The following is a 20,149-nucleotide window of genomic DNA, read 5'->3' on the forward strand; positions in this document are numbered from 1 at the left end:
TACTTATTTTAACTTCATGGTATAGTAAAACTAAATCAATAACCAATATATGTAACCGATAAAACCGATAGGTTGTATCTATAATAGGTAATCGGCCGGCGAAAATGTGAAATGTGGAAAAGGCATTTTTTTAAGGAGTGGAGATATGTTTATAGATCTTTTTAAAAAACTCAACATCACTTTACCTGTTGCATTAGTTGAGGAGTTAGAAACTCAGAAGAAGAAACAGAAGGATCAAATTTTCTTTTTAAGATTAATGGAAAATGACGAAATAATTGAAGTAGCAGAGTTTATGTCTGAAATTGAGGTTTATCAAGAAATAATTCCTTTATGGACAGATGATAATTCGAACTATATAGGCTTATATATTCAGGGTGCATGCAAATACAGGATATGTTATATCAATCATGAAGAAACGGATTTATCGCCAGGTTTTAGAAGTATAAGTTCATTTATAACTAAACTAGAACTGCATCCTAATTTTGATTGGGATGAATTGGAGAAAGACTATCCTTCAGAAATTGAAATTAGTAGTACTGAGATGGATGAAGACCTCAGTTGTATTGATGAGTTAAACAATTTGATAAGTTCTAACCAACTCGAAAATGATGATATTCGTTGTCAGTATATATTTTCAATCATGGCTTTGACACCAATAAAACATCTTGAATCATTAATAAAATATTTAGATGATGAAGATATGTATGTTCAAGAGAGAGCATGTGAGATGATTGGTTATCATAGATACATTCCAGCCAGAGAAAAGTTATTAGAGGTTTCCAAAAATGGGATGCATAATGGGAAATTAGCAGCCAAAAGAGCATTAGCAAGAATAAGAGAAAAACAAAAAGAAGAGATTTGAAAAATGAAGTTTATCCACGAAGGTTTTGCGTGTGATGTAGATACTTTTTATCATAATCAAGATATTCTAATTAGATTTTATGATAGAACCAGGGAGCAAGAAGAGAGTGATATTATTAATTTGGTTTTTGTAGATCCTGGTTATGGATATCTGCTTATTAAAAATAAGGGCGAACACTCAGCTCTGTTAAGTGGCTTTTTAGATGAGGATGTATTTAGTACCGATGAAATAGTTGATGCTGCAATCAGTTTCATTGACAATTTATCTCCTGATTCAAAGAATAAATATATGCCCTATCATATAGAAAGATTTAAAAAAACAAGTTTTGTTGAATACAATGGTGAGTATTAAGCGTATTTACGTTATATAATCATGGAAGCAGCTCAGACAACAAATGACCCAGCCTACGATAAGAGCTATCTAACGGCTGGGTCTTTTCGTGCATACAAAGGCGTAAGATGAAACCTGAGGATAGCATATAAAAATTAAAAATAAAAAACTTTTAAAGGAGTAAATGATGAATCCTCCAAAACATATCGTTTCTGCAGCTGCCGTTGTAATTAATGATAAGAATGAATTGCTGCTTATTAAAGGACCAAGAAGAGGTTGGGAAATGCCTGAAGGACAAGTTGAAATTGGGGAATCCCTTACACAGGCAGCAATCAGAGAAACAAAAGAAGAGTCAGGAATAGACATAGAAATCATAAAATTCTGTGGGCTTTTTCAGAACACTGGAAATGCAGTTAGGCACATCCGACTTCGTCGGATGTCGTGCATAAGCAACCGTTATCGGAAATCCGGAATAAGAAAAAGTAAAAGAATGCGTAAAAAAGAAAATGCATGGACGTTGAAGCAGCAAACAACGTGCGAGGTAAACCGCCGGATCCGGTTCCGATTTTCCTTAAGCTTTTTTGGGTTCGTACATACGCCAAAGTTATCAGAAATCGTATGAAAAAATAAAATGCCAAGGAGATTGAACTATATGAAAGTTGCTTATCTTGGGCCGAAGGGAACATTTTCTGAAGAAGCGGCCAAACAGTATTTCGAAGAAGATGTGAAATTCTATATGTACGATACAATACCAGATGTAATAGATGCGGTTGGAGAACATGGGGTAGATAAAGCAATCGTTCCTCTCGAGAATACAATAGAAGGAACAATAAATATGACAATTGACTCCTTATTATCATTTAATAATTTGTATATCGAAGGAGAATTCACATTACCCGTCTCCTTACAGTTGCTATCCAATATGGAAACGAATCTCTCTGAAATAAAAGAAGTTTGGTCAATCTCCCCAATATTAACTCAATGTAGGAAATACATTAAAAAGCGTAATGTTAAGAGTTTACAGTATGATAGTTCGGCATCAGCTGCTTTAACATTAAAGAATAGCGGAAGAATGGATGTGGCAGTGATCGGTTCAAGGTCATTAGCAGATATTTTGAATCTCAAAATAATAGATTGGAATATCCAAGACAATTCTGACAATCAAACAAGATTTATTATTATTAGTAATAATATGAATAACGAATCCAATTTGAAAAAGACAATGTTTGTAATAACGCCAGGACAAGATCAACCGGGTGTTTTATCTTCAATATTGAATATATTTACAGCACTATCTATAAATTTGTCATGGATTGAATCGCGACCAACGGCAAGAAAACTTGGGGCTTATAGATTTTTTTTAGAAGCGAATAATTTTTGTAATGAAACAAGTATTAACAAAGCAATCAAAATTTTAGAAACTTTAGATCATGAAGTGCGAATCTTAGGAAGATATAATACTTTTGAGAGTAAGTCACACGACACGTGCTGAAGCATCCTTAAGTCAGCCGGACGTCGTAATCAGAGATGGATAGAAGATACGATGCTTAATTTTAGGGGGATTCGATGGAAATTAAAAATTCAAATATTCAGATCGAAGTTCACCGGGCAACAGAAGAGGATAGTCAGGTCATCCTTGATCTTTGGAGAGGATCTGCTGAATGGTTACAATTAAAAGGAATTAATCAATGGAATCCGGATGATTTTAATATTAATCAAGTTCATGAATGCTTCAGCAAAGGGTATGAGTTTTATTTAGCTCGATTGAATGAAGAAGTCGTAGGAACAATATATATTTGTTGGTCGAATCCTGTTTTATGGGGAGAACTTGATAATAACGAATCAGGATATATACATAGATTTGCGGTAAATAGAAACCATATCTCGAGGGGAATAGGAAGACAATTAATTACTTGGGCTGAAGATTATATTAGGGGTTCAGGTAAGGGCATTAGACTTGATTGTATGGCTGAGAATGCTAGATTGAACCAATATTATCTTGATCTCGGATATAAACATATAAAACTCTTAAATTGGAGTAACGGGTGGAAAATTAATTTATATGAGAAGAAGTGATGATAGTAAATAACAGATTGCTCGAGGAGGATCAACTTGAACCATATTGGACAGGGTAGGACGGCTGATATTTTCGAATATAAAGATGATAAAATCATAAAGCTTTATAAGAAGGATTTTCCAGAGGATGCCATAAATCAAGAATTTCTTATCAGTAACTTCGCTTATTCTCTTGGTATTCATACTCCCCAACCGTTCGAATTAAAGGACATCAACGGTAGGCAGGGTATTATTTTTCAACGTATATCTGGTTTAACTTTACTAAAAATGATGACTATTAGGCCTTGGTCCATCAATAAACTTTCCAGGACATTAGCGACATTACATTCTGAATTGCATACTCATGATGCGGCTGGAGCACTTAGAAAACAGAAGTTAGTACTTAGTGGAAACATAAAAGCTACTCCACTCCTTGCAGAAGAAGAGAAAGAGAAAATAATCAATTATTTAGAAAGTCTACCTGACGATAATAAGCTTTGTCATGGTGATTTTCATCCGGATAATGTGCTATTTGACGGTGATCATTGGATTGTTGATTGGATGACTGGAATGTCAGGTAATCCCGCTGGTGATGTAGCTAGGACTGTTCTTCTTTTCAGCCTTGGTTCGATGCCAGATGGTACTCCCGGTATAATTAAAACTATCGTTAATTTTCTAAGGAATAGGATGAAGTCTGAATACATAAAGAAATACCTCAATATTACGGGAAAAGATTTCTCTGAAATTGATAAATGGGTTTTACCTATAGCTGCAGCAAGATTAGTAGAGTGGATCCCTAAAGATGAACAAGACGGATTATTAACCTTAATAAAGGATCGATTGAGGGCGATTTCTTAGAAAGGCGCTACTGCGTTTAAGAAAGCAGGGAAACAACACTCAACTAGAGGAGAGAGAGCACATATGGGCAAAAAGAAAAAAACCTTACCGAAAAATTTTGATGAGCTTATTGATGCAGGCGATATATCAGCATTAAAAGAGGTATTTACCAAATGCGAACTGGATGCCCGTGGCGGTTATAGTAAATCAACAGCCTTGAGCTTTTACCAAGTACCGAATGAATTGGTTAGCTGGCTCGTGGAACAGGGTGCAGATATAAATGCGAGAGATAATTACGGAGCAACGCCTTTGCACAAACATGCAATGAGTTGGTGTGGTAATACGGAGCTGCTGCTTGATTTGGGTGCGGATATAGAAGCCGTTGATTATCAAAACGAGACCCCCCTATTTGCCGCAGCAGGTTCTTTTAAACCAAAAGCGGTTCTCACCTTGGTTACTAAAGGAGCAAATATTGGCGCAAAAAATAAGATGGGCAAAACTCCATTAGAAAAAGCTTTGGCAATGTGCAGGAACGCTGATATTGTCAATGTGGCGGAAGTTGCCGATATTTTGCTTAAAGCTGGAACAACCATTACACAGGAAATGAAAGACTCTGTAAAACGAATCGGAAACGACTTTGAGTTTCACAGAGAAGGCTTTAATAAGGAATATTTAAAACAAACCGATGAGGCACTTTTACGGCTATATGAGCTATTTGATGTTCCACCAGTCGAAAAGCGGAAGACTCACGACGGGGCCTCCCCAATAACAGTGTCAACAACGGGATGGCAGGCACAACATAATGAACTCTGGAATTTACTTATTCCTTCAAAAGGACATGCAAAAACCGTCCAGGGTGAAGTTATCCGGATCACCGGTAAAGTGTCATATGAAATTTTGGATAATGGCGGTATTAATTGGGATAACCAATTTCGTAAAATGCTCAATAGTTTGATACATTACTTTAGTTTGGGTACACCATTAAAACCTGCTTTACTTCAGGAGGCAGCAACATTAGCTAAAGAGCTACATAACGGAAATGGTAATGATGAACCTGCGAGACTGTGCAAACTGGCGGTAAGTTGGGTACTCAGCAATCCGAATCCTATTGCTATGGAACAGCCTGAATATAAGCGATAAACAAATACCCCAGCCTATGATAGGAGCTATCAAGGCTGGGGTACCAATCGTTTGAAATTATTGTCTTATAACAAGAATGTCTCTAGGTGGTCTACCTGTGCTTTGGATTTCAGCGATCTCCGAGTTAGTAAGATTGCGGCCAACTAATATGAACGAAGATGTGACGTTATTGAAGTTGAAATTGCCTAAGTTAGCTACATTTTGACTGCCCCGGAACACGCGGAAGGACCCTTGAAAGTTAGTACCCGAAAACAGTACCAGTGTTACTTGGGAACTTTGCACATTGTTTCTGAGCCTGAAGCTTGACAGCGCGTTGTTAAACCGGAACGCTCCAAGATCACGAACTGCGACCCCACCGCGTCTAAAGAGAATCCGACGACCCGTAAAATTGGTACCTGACCATAAAGCAAGACGCACATCACTGTTTGCCAAATATATCACTCCTTTTCAAAGGTTGATATAGCATATTGCAGTTTCTAAGAATCGGTGTAGACAAATAGAGCAGGGTGATAGTTTGATTTTTTTATTGGAAGAATAATGAATGAGGATAGATGTGGCATTGGATTCTGATTATGAATTTATCATTAATAGAGATAGGCACGTTACTCAGCATACGAGGGTTCTCAACATTTTTATAGGAAACTGGGGTACAAAGATATAGGCTGTTTGTTACAAAAGAATGATCCCTAGGAAGTGATACTGTCTAAGGAGCTTTAATGGTTTAATAAAAATTTAATTCATGCTTCAAGGCTGTAACACCGTGATTATCAGTTGTATAATCATGGAAGAGGCTCAGACAACAAGCGCACCTGCCTAAGATAATAGCTATCAAGGGTAGGTGTGTTTTGTTGCATGAAGGGTGGTTAATAGATGCCGATCGATTTTCATGACAGTAGAAATCAATCAACGTATACAACTCGTGTAGCCGAAGAACAATGGCTGCGGACCATTGAAGAATATGTTGATTTCAAAGGAAAACATGTACTTGACGTTGGTTGTGGCGGAGGTATTTACTCCAAAGCATTTGCTTTGTCAGGCGCAGCGCATGTTACAGCAATGGATTTTTCCGTGGAAATGTTAAAAGGTGCGAAAGAAAATTGTAAAGATGTAAATAATATCAGTTTTATACAAGGGAGTGCCCTAGATACAAATTTAAAGGAGCAGCAATTTGACATTTTGTTAGAACGAGCATTAATTCATCACATTGCTGATCTTACGGCATGTTTCCAAGAAGCCAACAGAGTGCTTAAACCAAATGGAAGATTTATTATTCAAGATCGCACACCGGAAGATTGTGCCCTTCCAGGAAGTGAGACGCATATCAGAGGTTACTTTTTTGAAAAGCATCCTAAATTAATTGAAAAAGAGAGCATTAGGCGCTACTCCAGTCATAAAGTTAAAACAGTATTAGAACAAACAGGGTTCCATAGGATAATAGAATTACAATACTGGGAAACAAGAAAAACTTACAATGATTTTGACCAACTAAGAGATGATTTATTAAACAGAACCGGACGGTCCATATTGCATGAATTGACAGATGATGAATTAATGGATCTGGTTAAATTCATAGAAACTAAAATAGGTCACTTGCAACATATAAATGAAAGAGATAGATGGACTTTATGGATCGAAGAGAAGTGAAGTCGCATTGATCTATAATTGGAGGAATTTCCAATGCAGTATGAATGGTTAGGGAGTCACCAGCCATATCTTGATGAAGCCAATATAGAAACGATCGGTAACATACATATAGGTGCATTTGGCGGCAGTACTAGCAGTGGTGCAAATAATAATGAAGATGCGCTATTTGTATTACAAGATGAAGGTGAATCGTGGACTTTTTCGGCTTTGTTAGATGCTCACAACAGTTCACAAAGTGCTGAACTAATTATCGAGCTACTTAAAACGAACAAAAATGATTTAATCAACGTATGTAGTTCCGATAGTGCCTTCCTAGAGTTAGAACCCTTTTTTCTTAAATTATTTACAGATTCTGATTTTAAAAAAAAGTGTAAAAACGTAACCGGGGAGACATCGTGCTTGTTTTGTTTTCAGCGCGGAGAGTTTTTATGGTGGTTTTCTATCGGGGATTGTATGGCATTTTTGTTTCATCCTGATTTAGTAAAATTCAAACAGTACGGACTAAATCAGAGGCAGTTTTTTGAGTGGATCGGACAAGTGAATACTTTTGATCTATCCGTTCCTTGTTATACGGTTGGGAGAAGGCAATTGAGAAAGGGAACAAACTATATTTTACTTCTGACAGATGGAGTAATGGATACCACGGATGAATTGTTTACTGATCCTCATAATTTATACGACACTATTGTCCAAGCGGATCATCTGCAAAAGGGTTTAAGAACAATCCTGGATCAATTGAAAAATCAGGGTGCGAGAGACAGCGCAACTATAGTCTGCTGGGAGTTTTTTAATGATAAGCAGGGGCAGCAACCATCAGATTAATCGAATCGTTATAAGTACTAGGCGCCAAAAATTCGAAAGAGGTATACTATGTTTTCAAAATTGATTAACCTGATCCCAAGAGATTGGCTTGTTACTATGTATAAACACATGCCGTTTACCGGTTTAAAGAATTGGATTGTTTATCGTGCGCAGCATAAGTTTTTAGTTGCAGTATTGGCGATAATTACAAATGAAAAAGGACAAATTCTACTGCTTAAACATGAATATAGAGAACAACCATGGGGAATCCCTGGTGGCTGGATGGAATTAGAAAGTCCTGAAGATGGTTTGGAGAGAGAAATCAGTGAGGAAACAGGACTTAAAGTACAAATTACTGGACTAGCAAAAGCGATATATGGGACAAGACCGAATCGAGTCGATCTATTATTTAAAGGGAAGATCCTCGAGGGAACCTTTAAACCGAGTTCGGAAATATCCGAAATTTGTTATTGTGAAGTAGATCATTGGCCAGTGGGATTGCCGGCTGAACAAATAAAGTTAATAAAAGAAATACTAAGTGATGGTTAAATGGGAAACCAAAAGGGAGATTACTATGATGAATACGGGGACAGTGATTTTCCTGAATGGCACTTCGAGTGCAGGCAAAACCAGTATTTCTAATGAGTTAATGCAAATACTGAATGAAGATTTTATATACCTCTCTGTCGATAATGCCATTGCCGGCGTAAATGATATGTTGATGAACATGTTTGGTAAACAGATAACTAGGGATGAAATTAGAACTATCGAACATGAAGAAATGATAGAAAATCCAGTGATATCCCTCTTTCATCATTATATTATGGCTTTTTCCAGGATCGGAAAGAATGTAATAGTTGATCATGTGTTAATCGATCGATCGTGGTTAGAGGAATGCATTAAACTGCTACATAATACACAAACATTTTATATTGGTGTCCATTGTCCGCTAGAAGAACTTGAACGAAGAGAACGAGAAAGAGGAGACAGACCGATAGGGTTGGCCAAAGCCCAATTTGAAATGGTTCATAAGCATAGCAAATATGATTTCGAAGTGAACACAAGTGATAACTCGATAACTGAATGCGCAAATATGATTAAGGATTTTATTATTACAAATCAACCTAACGCTCTTAAAGAACTAAAAGTGAAAATGAATTTGTGAGATTTGAGGAGAAGGTGATGGTTAGAATGGATACTTCAAATAAAGATTTAAGAACGTGCAGCCAAGGTCATAAATATTATAAAAGCAGCGATTGTCCCACTTGCCCGATCTGTGAGCAAGACAGCAAACCGGCTGACGGATTCCTTTCAATGCTCTCCGGACCGGCAAGACGGGCGTTGGAACATCATGGAATAAACTCATTGCAAATTCTCTCCACATATAGCGAAAAGGAGATTTTGAAATTCCACGGTATGGGGCCAGCGTCTTTACCTAAACTAAGAACTGCTTTGCAGGAGATAGGATTAACATTCAAAGAATAATTAGAAAAGATGATGTAAGCTATTTTGGAGGATAAAATGAAAAAAGCGTTGGTCATTGGATGTCCCGGATCTGGCAAGTCAACTTTTTCTTCAACACTGGGCAAAAAATCTGACATTCCCGTAATTCATTTAGACTTATTTTACTGGAAGCCAGGATGGATCAGTTGTAGTACTCAAGAGTTTGATGAAATTCTTAGGAATTTATTACATCAAGAAACTTATATTATGGATGGGAACTATTCAAGGACTATAGATTATAGGATATCTTTCGCGGATACGGTTTACCTTTTTGATTTTTCACGATTCCTATGTCTTTATCGGGTAATCAAAAGGAGAATTTTGAATCATGGTAAAACCGGAGAATACATGGGGAAAGATTGCCGGGAAAGAATCGATTATGAGTTTATCAAGTCCGTATGGAATTTCAGGAAAAGACAAAGAATGCAAATCATTAATATATTGGATAAGTACAAGCAGAGCAAGAATATTGTTATTTTTAGAAAGCCAAAGGATGTAACCGACTATATGAAGAGCTTTGAACACCCCAGCCTGAGATAAAAGCTATCTAATGGCTGGGGTCGTTTCTTGAATACAAGAACGTTATAGTAATCAGTGCTCGGGGAGGAGATCCATTTGTCAGAACATGAGGAAGCAATGAATGGTGGAAATATAAATAAGGTTGTAAGGGTAGGAGAAACCGTACGACGAGAAGCGAAACCTAATCCTTTCGTACATGAGTTGCTTGAACATCTTGAAAAGATGCAATTCACCTATTCACCAAGATATTTGGGGCAAGATGATCAAGGAAGGGAGATTCTTTCATAAACAACTATCCTGATGAAAGCCTACATGAAGTCATTTGCCATAACGATGCTGCATTGTATAATATTGTATTTAATAATAAGATGCCTGCAGGAATTATTGATTTTGACATGGCTGGCCCAGGTCCGCGTTTGTGGGATATTGCCTATACATTGTATACATCTGTTCCGCTTGCTGAGTTTTCACCGGATCATCATAATAGAGCAATTGTCAGCTATGATAGGGAAAGTCATGCATCAGAGCGAAAGAGACGTATAGGATTATTTTTCAGTTCGTACGGGATGGAAGTTCCTGCTGATCTTAAAGATTGGGTTATTACTCGTATTAAGTTCATGTGTACGACTCTATCAGATCGCGCTGAGGCTGGAGATTCTGCATTTATTAAGCTGGTGGAGGATGGCCATTTAGCTCACTATGAGAAGGAAATCATATTTCTTGAGAAGCATTTTGATGACTGGAGAAAATAAGTATGCATTACAATAAAATCTCATAAAGGGGAAAAATGCGTGAAGCTTTTAAAGAGTAAAAGCAAAATTATCGGATTGATTTTAGGACTGTTCATTTTTTCAATTGTTGTTGTCTCTCTAACGGTTTATGCAAAGCCAGTTAACGCTATGTTCGTTGATTATTCAAATATGGAGCAAATCGATAAAGATGTTTATGTGGAACCTGTTTTGAAGAGCGATGAAAGAACGGATTGTTGGAATATGTAATGTCCTCACAAGATAAAGTGGCAGATGTTTTTGGTGAAAGAGTTTCTTCTCCCTATTTAATAGTCACTCTTAGTCAACAAGCATTGAAGAAATATGCGGAAAATCCGACGGGGCAAACTTATTACTATCCATGGAAGAATTATATCGTTGTTGGACCAAAGGGGTTAAATGTAAGCGTAATATCACATGAATTTACTCATGCAGAGTTAAGAGAAAGATTACATAATAAGAATAAAGTCCCCGTGTGGTTTGATGAAGGTCTAGCAACCATGGTTGACGGCAGATATTCCAACTACGAAAAGGTATGGATGCAGTATTCGAATAATGGCGAGATACCTGTTGATTATAGCCTGCTTGACTCACATCAAGCATTTCATTATGGAAACGCCGAGGCTTGGACTAATTATAATTTGGCATGTTACGAAATTTCACGCTGGTACACAATTGTAGGAAGCTCCGGTCTTATCAAATTAATCGATTAGTTGAACAAGGGTGAGCAATTCGATGTTCAGTATAGACTATTAGAAGCTGAAGCAAGTAATCGGGATTAACAAATAGGAGAGGTAATCATGATCATTTTTCAAAATCAGGAATTATGTCTAAGAAGTCTTGAATTCGAAGATGCTGATTTACTTGTAAAGTGGCTCTCTAATCCCACAGTACTCCAATATTATGAAGGCCGCGATCGCGCTCATGATGAGGAGTTAGTTCAAAAGCATTTTTACGAAGATAGGGATGGAATTACCCAATGTATCATCCAATATCGATCCATTGACATAGGGTACCTTCAGTTTTATGTGATAGATGAGGAAGAGATTAAGAAGTACGGGTACACTGATTTCAGCGGAAAGATTTATGGGATGGATCAGTTTATTGGGGAGCCTTCTTTTTGGAACCAGGGAATCGGAACACAACTAATTAAAGAAACCGTCAAATATCTTATAAATGTCAAAAAGGCACAGATTGTAGTCATGGATCCTCAAGCCTGGAACACTAGGGCATTAAAGGTTTATGAGAAATGCGGTTTTATTAAGAAGAAATATCTTAAGAAACATGAATACCACGAAGGACAATATAGAGATTGTTGGCTGATTGAATACAAAAATAATGAATGATTTCAGGAGAAGATCGTTGAAAAAGTATATCGAGATTGGATTTGGCAACAGGTGGATCGTCAGAACGGAACTGGAGCATGAAGATGGAACAGAGACCGAAATTAAAGGAATCGTGAAACCGTTTAAATTGAAATCAGTATATTTAAGATTATGGATAGGAAGAAGAGTCTTGATTATTGATCTTAAAGAAGGAATAAAGCTTCAGACCAAAAGCAGAAAAAGTTTCAAGTTAATAATAGGACTCTACGGAGTTTGAGAAACCAGAGCAATACGGCATGACAGCTTTTGCAAAGATGACAGTTATGATCGAGGAGGTCCCTTAATGCATGAGTTAGCTCAAGAAGATTATTACATTGTATTGGGATTGTTCACTAGATAATGAACCCAAAAAGCTTGCGGAAAGATTAGGGTTCACTCAGGTGCATCGCTATACTGGCAGCTTTTTTGAACTTTAATTTGAAATTCATATGGAGAAGGGAAGGCAAACCATGATACTTGGATTGTACGAAGCACATCTACCTGTTAGCAATTTACACAGATCCATCGAATTTTACTCTAAATTAGGATTAGAACTTGCCTGGAGAGATGAAGATACTGCTTTCTTCTGGATTGAAAAGGAGAAGAGTTGGATTGGTTTATGGCAAGGAGAGGAACATAAAACTTCGTATCACCCCTCACTAAGACATTTAGCATTTTGTGTTAGTTATGAAGATCTTAAAGATAGCGTAAAATGGCTAAAAGCTATCGAGATAGATCCGGTACCGTTTGGCAAAAGAAATTCAGTACATCCTTTTATCCGTCCAAATCAGGGGAACGCTTCCGTTTATTTCGATGATCCGGATGGAAACAGCTTAGAATTGATGTGTTTTATAAGTGTCCCTGAAAAGTTTAAAAATGTAACCAATAAATTATCAATAGAAGAATGGGAAAATCTTTTGAAAGAGACCGCTTTTTAAGGAGTTGAACCTATTATGAAGAAGATTCTTTTTCTGTTTATATTACTTGCTATCGGACTTATCACTGGCTGCAATGAACATAATGAATCTGATTGGAAACTAAGTTCAACTTTTGGTGTGCCTTATACAGATGATCAAGGTGTAGAGAGAAGTTTTACCCTAAGAGGGATTGAAAACAAGCTTGGAATAACGGATGCTCCCCTTACAGTAGGGGTCTCCCAGAAGGTTGTTTGGCATTTTTGGGATCAGGAAGACAACCTTATCGGAAAGTCATTTAAAGTCGACGGTATAAGTGCCAAAACCGGAGAGCAGGTTACTTTGTTTGAATCGGATCCCCTTGTGCTAGCTCCCAATTTAGGGGCAACAACATCGTTGCCATCAGGAATTAAACTGACCTCGACGGGTCTTTGGAAACTCAATATTTATTTAGATAACGAGCATTATGAATCTTTATTTGTTGAAGGTAAGGAACCGAATTAGCGATAAAAGGGTTTCTGAGAAATGAAAAAGCTTAAGCGGTATCGATACCGCTTAAGCCTTATAAACTAGATAAACAATCCCGAACATGATTATTGACGAAATCACTTGGATTGCTGATCTTGTCTTTTCATTAAATCAACAAAGGAACGATAATCGTACCGCTGTAAAATTAGATGAATGTACGAGAAACGATAACCAGCAGAATGAACAGTACGAGGATTACACCTGTACTTGTAAACAAGCCAGCGCAGCTACAGCTGCCAACTCCACCCAGTTCTCCCATTGCGATTTTCCCCCCTTCGCCGTATATATCTAAATTGTATGAATGTACACGGCAGGTGGATTGGACTCCTGTCTAGAAATACGGCGAATGCCTTAAGAATTTTGCCCTTGCCTAAGGAAATGGATGCGGATAAGGATTGAGCTCCTGCAGAGTCAGCCTGTGGTCTGTATAACCTAACTTCATCGGTATGTCCAATACCCTATTTAGCCCATGAAGCCGGGTAAGATGGTGACCAAATGTCATGGGTAACATTCCCGGTATAAGCACCTTCACACAATGGAGTCCATTGCGTAGCGTCTCGCTCGATGACTGGTCAACAACAATGACATCCATCTGAAGACGGAGGAAAACTTGAAGTATTTGTTTTAAGTCCTCTGTTAAATCTTCTTGCCAAGGAATCGAAGGAAACTCTTCTGCAAAAGTTCGGAGGGGGTTCTGTTCATCGATTAAAAAATGAAGCCGTTCTTCTGCCTGTGGCAAGCTATAGAGCAGGGAGTGATCCTCCATATGCTGCACAAGGAACGAGTCATCAAGCATAGCTTCGGCTTCAGGTCTTCGTTCCTTCAATCTCCTCTCCGCCGCCGGGATCATGCCCGCCAGCTCATGTATGGCGCTCTTGGCTGCCCGAATTGGATCGAGATGAGCTCCAGCAGAACAGAGGAGGTTTACGTTTTGTGCTGCGTTTCCTTTTGCGATTGCCCATATGCTGGGAATTCCGTTTTCCATTGTGGTGTTGTATAAGCTCACTTCATAACCAGTAACCGCTTGTAAACGTTGAATCATCAGGATCAGTTCCGGGTCTCCAGAAGAATTATAGTCAAGCCGGGGAGCAGGGAGTTTCCCAAACCAGGTCATCAGAAAGGAATCTCTCTCAACCACTTCGAAAATCCCATACAAAATGGCCTCCTCCAGGCTTCCTCCTACAGCACACCCATTGGAGTTCTCATACACAAATCCTTCTCCTTCACCCATGCTATAATACGCCAGCAGTTCAGGGACCAGAACAGGACGTGAATGTAGAAACGAATATCCCCAGACCCATTCCATTGGAGCTTCCGGATCATATGGGCTAAAAGGAAAGTCAGGCTGATTGTACTGTTCCTCTGCATGAAGCCCTACCACATTCGGATCCAGGGCGGTATCCTTAAGTTGTGAATAGCTGCCCTGCACGATGGTTCGCTTGCCACGAGGAGTCACGCCGCAATAACGCTCCAGCCCTTCTAAGATCCCCGCAAGCTCGCTTTCTACATAAGAGTGTGATCGCCCCCCAGTAATCTCATCGTAAAAACCTAACGGAAGGTTTACACCGGCCATGGCAAAGACAGAGTCGAGCCCCCACTTTTTATCGTTAAAAATTCCTGTACGACGGTCCCAGTAATCTCTAAGTAAAACACTCTTTAAATCATTTATTGAGCGGCTTCGGTAACTGTTGCCCGCCTTTAGGCACTTCTGTAGTGCTATTTCCGCTAATTCAGCGGAGTTATCCGGCAATTGCCCGCAAACGGAACAAGTCCCGAGCGGCATGACATAATGGATCGAGCAGCTCAGATGATCCAAGTTGACCAAATAGAGATGTTCTTCCGTATTTGCTCTATCGCCTCGCAAGACCTTATCCGTTTCCGAGGAGATAATATGCGCCATATAACAAGCAACCGCCGGAGATATCTCAACAGTATTAGAGGAAACATAATCTTCAGACACGAGCTTCAAAAGTAAATCCTCGACCTCTTTCCGATTGCTCCCCGCTAAGGATAATCGCGTTTCTGCACATTGGAAACATCCGGTCGTTCCAGGAACCCTTAACGGCCCTATGATTCCTTCCCCTAGAGATATATAGGCGTTTAACCATGGAATGCCCCGTGAAGTCAGCTTTTGTTCAGCTTCATAAATCGTGGAGGAGTTATCCTCATCATTCAGCACCAAGACCAAGTCTACTGCGGGAATCTCTTCACTAAAATCCTTTCTTTGAATAGGCAAGTATTCAGATAAAAGTTTAGATACGGCTGCGGCAAGCGTTCCCTCCCCAATAATAGCGACAGAATTCATGAAGTTTCCTCCTCTCCAAGAACTACACCGTAGGCTACGAACGGCCCTTTTCCCCACAACGATTCATTATGCACTTCAAATACCTCAAGGCACTTATGCGAATGCTTCAGAGTCTCCATGGCTGAGACTATCAATGAACTATAGCTTGGAGGATCACCGACTTCAGAAATAGGAAAGTTGTAATCATCATGACCTTTTTGTAGAAGGGGAGGGACCGCTGTGGGCTCGGTTGTACTCAGTGCCTTCAGCAGTGATTGGCGAAGTGCATGCGTGAAACTAAGATCCACGCTGCCATACCATGACGAATCTGCGCAGACCCAGACGGCCGGAAAACCGAACACCGGCTCACCTACTGCAATAAGAGGTTCCCTTTCCAAGGTGGTTAATGCTTTTGAGTAATACTGACTACGGATGTCTTCCATTTGCGGGCATGCAATACGATGAACAACAATCGGTCCATCAGACACAATCCGCTTACTTAACTCTTTCGTTAAACAAGCCCTAAGCCCACGGCCTACGGCTTCATTAATATCGCATCCAGCTCCAATGCTGATTCTGTCTTGCTTATCATCAGGTAAGTTGGCAAATATCCGCGGAATCAGGCGGGTCACATAAGCTTCTAACCCAGCCAATCCCGATTCTCGCCGTGCCTCAACATGCGTCAGTCCACTCCTGATAATGGTAGGTAAGAGCTGCTCAGATTCTTGGGGCAAGGGGTCTACAGGTTGAACAAGACACTGGGCCAGCGGAAGCTGAATTAAGTCCGACTCTTCCCATGCATGAAAGATTCCGGATACCCTGGAAGTCAGTTGGTTGAACGCCGTAAACCATACCTCCGGACTTATCTTTTCATGATTAATTAGCAGCCTACGCGCTATATCCGTCACCGGAAGGGCCAAGGTAAACCCGGATACTAAAGGATGTGAGAGTACAGAATGCCAGCCTCCAGTTAGCGTTAAGGGGTCAAGTAAGAAGCAATGATTCCTATAGTCCATTTCATGTTCATACGTAATGTCTTTATGCCTTACATGAACTAGTATACTTGTTAAGATTCCAATAGCCGCACTGGAGAAGACCACCGGCGTTTGCTTCTCGGGAAAAGCGGAGTAATGGATTCTCCTCCATGCTGATTCCCATTGGCCGTCTCCGTCAGGGTCCAGCAACGGACCTGCCATTCCAATTCCTCTTATGACGATGGCAGGGAGCATTTGTTTCCTTTCCGCCATGCAAGCAAGTTGAATACACCGAAGTTCGTCCCAATCACCATGCTCTGAAATGTACAATATAAATTGAAAAGGCTGAACGATTGCCCTCCAATCCGGCTCCTCTTTTTCTTCGGTGGCTGTTGATTCCTTATTTGTTACATAAACCGCGAGATCAGACAAACCGGATTCATACCATGATTCAGCAAGCGAGAGCAAGATGCGGCCGGAACCGATAGCGAGTGTACCCTCTTCTTGAAGCGTAGCCATCCTGCACAACTCCTTCCCAATCTTTTTGATGCATAATGCACTGTTCAAGCTACTCAAATTTCGCTATTTACTAACGATAAAATTCATTTAAAGATATGAAGCTTGCTGTTCTTGTATGTATTTCATCGTTTAAAACCGTATTCACTGTGAAGGGCAATCACCCTTTGTCAGTGAGATGTATTATAATGGAATAAGCCTAATTGAATGCGTTTTCGCTTTGCCGGCTAAAAAAACGTAAAGGGGTTAGTTTCTATGTCAAATGAGGTAAAAGAACTGCTTATTACTTTTGAGGAATGGATCCAATTTGTTCAGTCCCTCCAGGATCAATCTGAAGAGTTTTGGCATTCTAGTATTGAAGCCGGGAAGTGGACGATCAAAGATATTGTCTGTCATATCATGCTCTGGGATAAGTTTTTTTACGAGGAAGCCATACATAAGATTGCTTCGGGCAAATCTATTACACTTAAACATACCGATTATGATGAATTCAATAATAAAGCTGTAGTTTACGCAAAGACTATCACTATAAGCGAATTGGTAGGGGAAACCGTTTCATATCGTGAAAAAATTAGTTCTTCCATTCGAGTTATGCCTGAGGAAATAATCAATCAGAATTTTAAAGATGGGGATGGAAACGATTTTAATGTGACTCAGTATTTAAAGGATTTCATCTGGCATGATCAACATCATATGAATCAAATAACTAGCTTAAGATAGATAGTTATCTAAAGTCGAGACTTTTCGTGAACCGGAAAGGAGATCAAAAGATGTACAGCAATGAAGAACTTATCAAGCTGGCAGAAGATTTTGTGAAGGAAGAACTGGGCCCTGACCCGTCAGGTCATGATTGGTGGCACTGTGACCGGGTTAGAAATTTAGCTTTAGAAATTGCAAAGAACGAGCAGGCGGGCGCGGATATTTTTATTTGTGAATTGGCAGCGCTTCTTCATGACATAGCTGATGTTAAATTAAATGAATCAAAACAGGCAGGTATAGATAAAGTACGGAACTGGATGCAACAGAGGATAGATGATAAAGAATGCATAGATAAAGTCGTAACCATCATATCATCCATCTCATATAATGGCGGACAGAATAAACCAATGGAGACCATTGAAGGTCAAATTGTTCAAGATGCTGACCGATTGGATGCACTAGGGGCCATAGGGATCGCCAGGACCTTTGTATATTCCGGTTGGAAAGGACAGCTAATCCATAATCCCGAACAAGATTTCACGGATAAGGATTACAGATCGAATGGAAAAACGGCAATATACCATTTCTATGAAAAACTATTGAAATTAAAAGATTTGATGAATACAAATTATGCGAAAGAGTTAGCGGAGAAAAGACATAAATTTATGGAAGAGTATTTAAATCAGTTTTATCAAGAGTGGAATTTTAAAGAAAACCAACCCTAATAATGAGCATTGAACATCCGTCGAAATCTTTGAACACCTAAGGGAGATTATCAATGAAGTATTATTTGTATCACTACTATGAACGAGAGAATGGACCATTCAAAAATTTATCAAGTTTGTCTCTAGAAGCTGGAGAAGAGGTACTTCGAAAGTTAAAACAGGAGCCTGATGTATTTGCAAGCAATCGTTCAGACGATTATTTAAAAATTCGCAGAGAATTGGAAAAAACGGCCCGAGAACTGTTTATTGCTAAGGGAGGAAAACCGAAAAAGGAATATCCTCACTATATGACGCTTGGTAAATGTGAATGGATTCAAGGATGGTATAAAGATGGGTGCGAACTTCGCGTAGATCTAGAGGAATTTAGTCCTGAGATTCTAAGTTTTACGTATGGGGACTTGTTTCCGACAATGAGATATAAAGACGGTAAAGAGTATAGGGGACAGGTATACACAAAGACAGAAATTATGGACCTTATAAACCGGTACGGACTACCCCAACAATGGAACCCGGAAGGGAAGAAGGGGCCGGAAAGGTATGTTGAAGTGCAAATATGGGACGATAAAGCATTAAGGGGGACGTTTAATGAAGATTCGTCTTACTGAGTATGATGATAAATGGATTCATAAATACGAAGAAGAAGTCAATTTATTAGAGTTGATCTTTGGCGAAGAGATTATTACTTTTGAGCATTTCGGAAGTACGTCAGTTCCAGGAATGAAGGCTAAACCCGTCATTGACATGATGTGTATAGTTAAGGACATTAATAAAATCGACAGCTTCAATGAGAAAATGAATTCGCTTGGGTATGATGTAGCCGGGGAGTGGGGGTTACCCGGAAGAAGGTTGTTTCGAAAAGGCGGGGAGAACCGAAGTCATCATATCCATTTTTACCAATTTGATAATCCGCAAATACATAGGCATTTGATCTTTCGAGACTATTTGAGATCACACCCGGATGAGGTTGAACTTTATACAAACCTGAAGGTAGAATTAGCGGAACGATTTGATGATACAAGTTTTTATAGTCAAGCCAAAAAACCATTTGTTAAGGAAATGGAGAATAGAGCGCTTCAATGGCATTCGAATAAGAACCAATAATAGAAGAGTGGGGAAAAGACATGCCATCCAACGGGAGTATAACGAAAGAAGAGATTAAGATATTAATTGACTATCTTGAATTCTTTCAGAATACGGATAGTATCTTTTTTACTGTGGAAAAAGGTTATTGGGTAGAGAGCTCAGAAGTCAGTGAGTTTAGAAAACAGCTAAGCGATACTAATTTCTTAATAGTTTTTGATTGGGTTCAATGGATTAGTGACAATAAAGAATTTAAAGATATAAACAACGATTTGTACAGTGAAATCATGAATGCAGATCTAGAAACACTTAGAAAATTAATGACTAGCTATATTCGGGGAGACAGATTTAACGAAGGTTTGTTTATAAATGTGATTTTAAAGGGGCATGTCACCAATATTTTATTAAGACTTCAAGAGCTCTCGAGATCCTAAGGGAGCCTTAGTAAAAGTAAAACAAATGATGATCCTAATAAATCTGTGTAAAGATCGCGAGAATTCTAAGGAATTACCAAGGGTTGACATGGAAAATAATTGATGTTACCATCTCTTTATCTGATACGAACGGAGGGGTTACGTGTGTTAAACTAATTCTTCGAAATTCTTTG

Annotated in this window: 30 protein-coding genes and 1 pseudogene; 27 read left to right on the plus strand and 4 right to left on the minus strand. The window is 39.0% G+C overall.

Annotation, left to right across the window (positions count from 1 at the left end):
- The first annotated feature begins 145 nt into the window (after window positions 1-145).
- From KJS57_RS13035 to KJS57_RS13065, 7 genes are all read left to right on the plus strand, one after another.
- Window positions 146-862 (plus strand): HEAT repeat domain-containing protein, encoded by a 717-nt coding sequence (locus KJS57_RS13035; RefSeq protein ID WP_213655117.1) that lies wholly within the window; start codon window positions 146-148, stop codon window positions 860-862.
- Window positions 863-865: 3 nt separating this feature from the next.
- Window positions 866-1,213 (plus strand): hypothetical protein, encoded by a 348-nt coding sequence (locus KJS57_RS13040; protein ID WP_213655118.1) that lies wholly within the window; start codon window positions 866-868, stop codon window positions 1,211-1,213.
- Between the two features lie 166 nt (window positions 1,214-1,379).
- On the plus strand, window positions 1,380-1,814 hold the full coding sequence (locus KJS57_RS26465; RefSeq protein WP_244861522.1) for an NUDIX hydrolase: 435 nt from the start codon (window positions 1,380-1,382) through the stop codon (window positions 1,812-1,814).
- Between the two features lie 30 nt (window positions 1,815-1,844).
- Window positions 1,845-2,684: a prephenate dehydratase gene (gene pheA / locus KJS57_RS13050; RefSeq protein WP_213655119.1), complete on the plus strand. Its 840-nt coding sequence runs from the start codon at window positions 1,845-1,847 to the stop codon at window positions 2,682-2,684.
- Window positions 2,685-2,758: 74 nt separating this feature from the next.
- Window positions 2,759-3,268, plus strand: coding sequence for a GNAT family N-acetyltransferase (locus KJS57_RS13055; protein WP_213655120.1), 510 nt, complete (start codon window positions 2,759-2,761; stop codon window positions 3,266-3,268).
- A 36-nt stretch (window positions 3,269-3,304) separates the two neighbouring features.
- Window positions 3,305-4,105: an aminoglycoside phosphotransferase family protein gene (locus KJS57_RS13060; RefSeq protein ID WP_213655121.1), complete on the plus strand. Its 801-nt coding sequence runs from the start codon at window positions 3,305-3,307 to the stop codon at window positions 4,103-4,105.
- A gap of 63 nt (window positions 4,106-4,168) precedes the next feature.
- Complete coding sequence (locus tag KJS57_RS13065) at window positions 4,169-5,224, plus strand: ankyrin repeat domain-containing protein (protein WP_213655122.1); 1,056 nt, start codon at window positions 4,169-4,171, stop codon at window positions 5,222-5,224.
- A gap of 57 nt (window positions 5,225-5,281) precedes the next feature.
- Here KJS57_RS13065 and KJS57_RS26690 read toward each other — a convergent pair whose 3' ends face one another.
- The gene (locus KJS57_RS26690; protein ID WP_306434221.1) at window positions 5,282-5,656 is read right to left on the minus strand and encodes a hypothetical protein; all 375 of its coding nucleotides are present in this window, start codon (window positions 5,654-5,656) and stop codon (window positions 5,282-5,284) included.
- Between the two features lie 183 nt (window positions 5,657-5,839).
- On the opposite strand from KJS57_RS26690, the pseudogene KJS57_RS26470 reads away from it, so the two are divergent.
- The 15 genes and pseudogenes from KJS57_RS26470 to KJS57_RS13130 all read left to right on the plus strand — a co-directional run.
- Window positions 5,840-5,914: pseudogene (locus tag KJS57_RS26470) on the plus strand (GNAT family N-acetyltransferase); the annotation flags it as partial.
- A gap of 180 nt (window positions 5,915-6,094) precedes the next feature.
- Window positions 6,095-6,868 carry a class I SAM-dependent methyltransferase gene (locus KJS57_RS13070; RefSeq protein WP_213655123.1) on the plus strand — a complete coding sequence of 258 codons (774 nt, stop codon included), beginning with the start codon at window positions 6,095-6,097 and terminating at the stop codon, window positions 6,866-6,868.
- 33 nt (window positions 6,869-6,901) lie between these two features.
- Window positions 6,902-7,690, plus strand: a complete 789-nt coding sequence (locus tag KJS57_RS13075) for a PP2C family serine/threonine-protein phosphatase (protein ID WP_213655124.1) — start codon at window positions 6,902-6,904, stop codon at window positions 7,688-7,690.
- 48 nt (window positions 7,691-7,738) lie between these two features.
- Window positions 7,739-8,218: an NUDIX hydrolase gene (locus KJS57_RS13080; RefSeq protein ID WP_213655125.1), complete on the plus strand. Its 480-nt coding sequence runs from the start codon at window positions 7,739-7,741 to the stop codon at window positions 8,216-8,218.
- A gap of 28 nt (window positions 8,219-8,246) precedes the next feature.
- Window positions 8,247-8,834: a chloramphenicol phosphotransferase CPT family protein gene (locus KJS57_RS13085; protein ID WP_213655126.1), complete on the plus strand. Its 588-nt coding sequence runs from the start codon at window positions 8,247-8,249 to the stop codon at window positions 8,832-8,834.
- Between the two features lie 26 nt (window positions 8,835-8,860).
- A complete protein-coding gene (locus tag KJS57_RS13090) occupies window positions 8,861-9,154 on the plus strand; it encodes an RNA polymerase alpha subunit C-terminal domain-containing protein (protein WP_213655127.1) in 294 nt (97 codons plus the stop codon).
- A 36-nt stretch (window positions 9,155-9,190) separates the two neighbouring features.
- On the plus strand, window positions 9,191-9,712 hold the full coding sequence (locus KJS57_RS13095; protein WP_213655128.1) for a P-loop NTPase family protein: 522 nt from the start codon (window positions 9,191-9,193) through the stop codon (window positions 9,710-9,712).
- A gap of 75 nt (window positions 9,713-9,787) precedes the next feature.
- The gene (locus KJS57_RS26695; protein WP_306434223.1) at window positions 9,788-9,979 is read left to right on the plus strand and encodes a hypothetical protein; all 192 of its coding nucleotides are present in this window, start codon (window positions 9,788-9,790) and stop codon (window positions 9,977-9,979) included.
- 53 nt (window positions 9,980-10,032) lie between these two features.
- Complete coding sequence (locus KJS57_RS26700) at window positions 10,033-10,443, plus strand: phosphotransferase (RefSeq protein WP_306434224.1); 411 nt, start codon at window positions 10,033-10,035, stop codon at window positions 10,441-10,443.
- Between the two features lie 39 nt (window positions 10,444-10,482).
- Window positions 10,483-10,689 (plus strand): hypothetical protein, encoded by a 207-nt coding sequence (locus KJS57_RS13105; RefSeq protein WP_213655129.1) that lies wholly within the window; start codon window positions 10,483-10,485, stop codon window positions 10,687-10,689.
- Window positions 10,689-11,171 carry a hypothetical protein gene (locus KJS57_RS13110; protein WP_213655130.1) on the plus strand — a complete coding sequence of 161 codons (483 nt, stop codon included), beginning with the start codon at window positions 10,689-10,691 and terminating at the stop codon, window positions 11,169-11,171. The genes KJS57_RS13105 and KJS57_RS13110 overlap by 1 nt, the downstream gene beginning before the upstream one ends.
- A gap of 87 nt (window positions 11,172-11,258) precedes the next feature.
- The gene (locus KJS57_RS13115; protein WP_213655131.1) at window positions 11,259-11,804 is read left to right on the plus strand and encodes a GNAT family N-acetyltransferase; all 546 of its coding nucleotides are present in this window, start codon (window positions 11,259-11,261) and stop codon (window positions 11,802-11,804) included.
- A gap of 16 nt (window positions 11,805-11,820) precedes the next feature.
- On the plus strand, window positions 11,821-12,060 hold the full coding sequence (locus tag KJS57_RS13120) for a DUF3977 family protein (RefSeq protein WP_244861523.1): 240 nt from the start codon (window positions 11,821-11,823) through the stop codon (window positions 12,058-12,060).
- Window positions 12,061-12,292: 232 nt separating this feature from the next.
- On the plus strand, window positions 12,293-12,760 hold the full coding sequence (locus KJS57_RS13125) for a VOC family protein (protein WP_213655132.1): 468 nt from the start codon (window positions 12,293-12,295) through the stop codon (window positions 12,758-12,760).
- Window positions 12,761-12,775: 15 nt separating this feature from the next.
- Entirely contained in the window at window positions 12,776-13,240 is a 465-nt protein-coding gene (locus KJS57_RS13130) for a DUF4871 domain-containing protein (protein ID WP_213655134.1), read from the plus strand.
- Between the two features lie 169 nt (window positions 13,241-13,409).
- Here KJS57_RS13130 and KJS57_RS26475 read toward each other — a convergent pair whose 3' ends face one another.
- The 3 genes from KJS57_RS26475 to KJS57_RS13140 form a co-directional block, all read right to left on the minus strand.
- Window positions 13,410-13,523, minus strand: coding sequence for a YjcZ family sporulation protein (locus KJS57_RS26475; RefSeq protein WP_244861524.1), 114 nt, complete (start codon window positions 13,521-13,523; stop codon window positions 13,410-13,412).
- Between the two features lie 111 nt (window positions 13,524-13,634).
- Window positions 13,635-15,569: a TOMM precursor leader peptide-binding protein gene (locus tag KJS57_RS13135; protein ID WP_213655137.1), complete on the minus strand. Its 1,935-nt coding sequence runs from the start codon at window positions 15,567-15,569 to the stop codon at window positions 13,635-13,637.
- On the minus strand, window positions 15,566-17,041 hold the full coding sequence (locus KJS57_RS13140; protein ID WP_213655138.1) for a hypothetical protein: 1,476 nt from the start codon (window positions 17,039-17,041) through the stop codon (window positions 15,566-15,568). The genes KJS57_RS13135 and KJS57_RS13140 overlap by 4 nt, the downstream gene beginning before the upstream one ends.
- A 252-nt stretch (window positions 17,042-17,293) precedes the next feature.
- Here KJS57_RS13140 and KJS57_RS13145 point away from each other — a divergent pair, with 252 nt between their 5' ends.
- Genes KJS57_RS13145 through KJS57_RS13165 form a run of 5 tightly spaced genes read left to right on the plus strand, consistent with a single transcriptional unit; the run spans window position 17,294 to window position 19,976 of the window.
- The gene (locus tag KJS57_RS13145) at window positions 17,294-17,758 is read left to right on the plus strand and encodes a DinB family protein (protein WP_213655139.1); all 465 of its coding nucleotides are present in this window, start codon (window positions 17,294-17,296) and stop codon (window positions 17,756-17,758) included.
- A 26-nt stretch (window positions 17,759-17,784) separates the two neighbouring features.
- Window positions 17,785-18,462, plus strand: a complete 678-nt coding sequence (locus KJS57_RS13150; protein WP_373316822.1) for an HD domain-containing protein — start codon at window positions 17,785-17,787, stop codon at window positions 18,460-18,462.
- A 53-nt stretch (window positions 18,463-18,515) separates the two neighbouring features.
- Window positions 18,516-19,067 (plus strand): hypothetical protein, encoded by a 552-nt coding sequence (locus KJS57_RS13155; RefSeq protein ID WP_211020658.1) that lies wholly within the window; start codon window positions 18,516-18,518, stop codon window positions 19,065-19,067.
- On the plus strand, window positions 19,048-19,563 hold the full coding sequence (locus KJS57_RS13160) for a GrpB family protein (RefSeq protein ID WP_211020657.1): 516 nt from the start codon (window positions 19,048-19,050) through the stop codon (window positions 19,561-19,563). The genes KJS57_RS13155 and KJS57_RS13160 overlap by 20 nt, the downstream gene beginning before the upstream one ends.
- A gap of 20 nt (window positions 19,564-19,583) precedes the next feature.
- Window positions 19,584-19,976, plus strand: coding sequence for a DUF6508 domain-containing protein (locus KJS57_RS13165; protein WP_211020656.1), 393 nt, complete (start codon window positions 19,584-19,586; stop codon window positions 19,974-19,976).
- The last annotated feature ends 173 nt before the right edge of the window (window positions 19,977-20,149 follow it).

The sequence above is a fragment of the Paenibacillus vini genome, from assembly GCF_018403325.1.
GTDB lineage: Bacteria > Bacillota > Bacilli > Paenibacillales > Paenibacillaceae > Fontibacillus > Fontibacillus vini.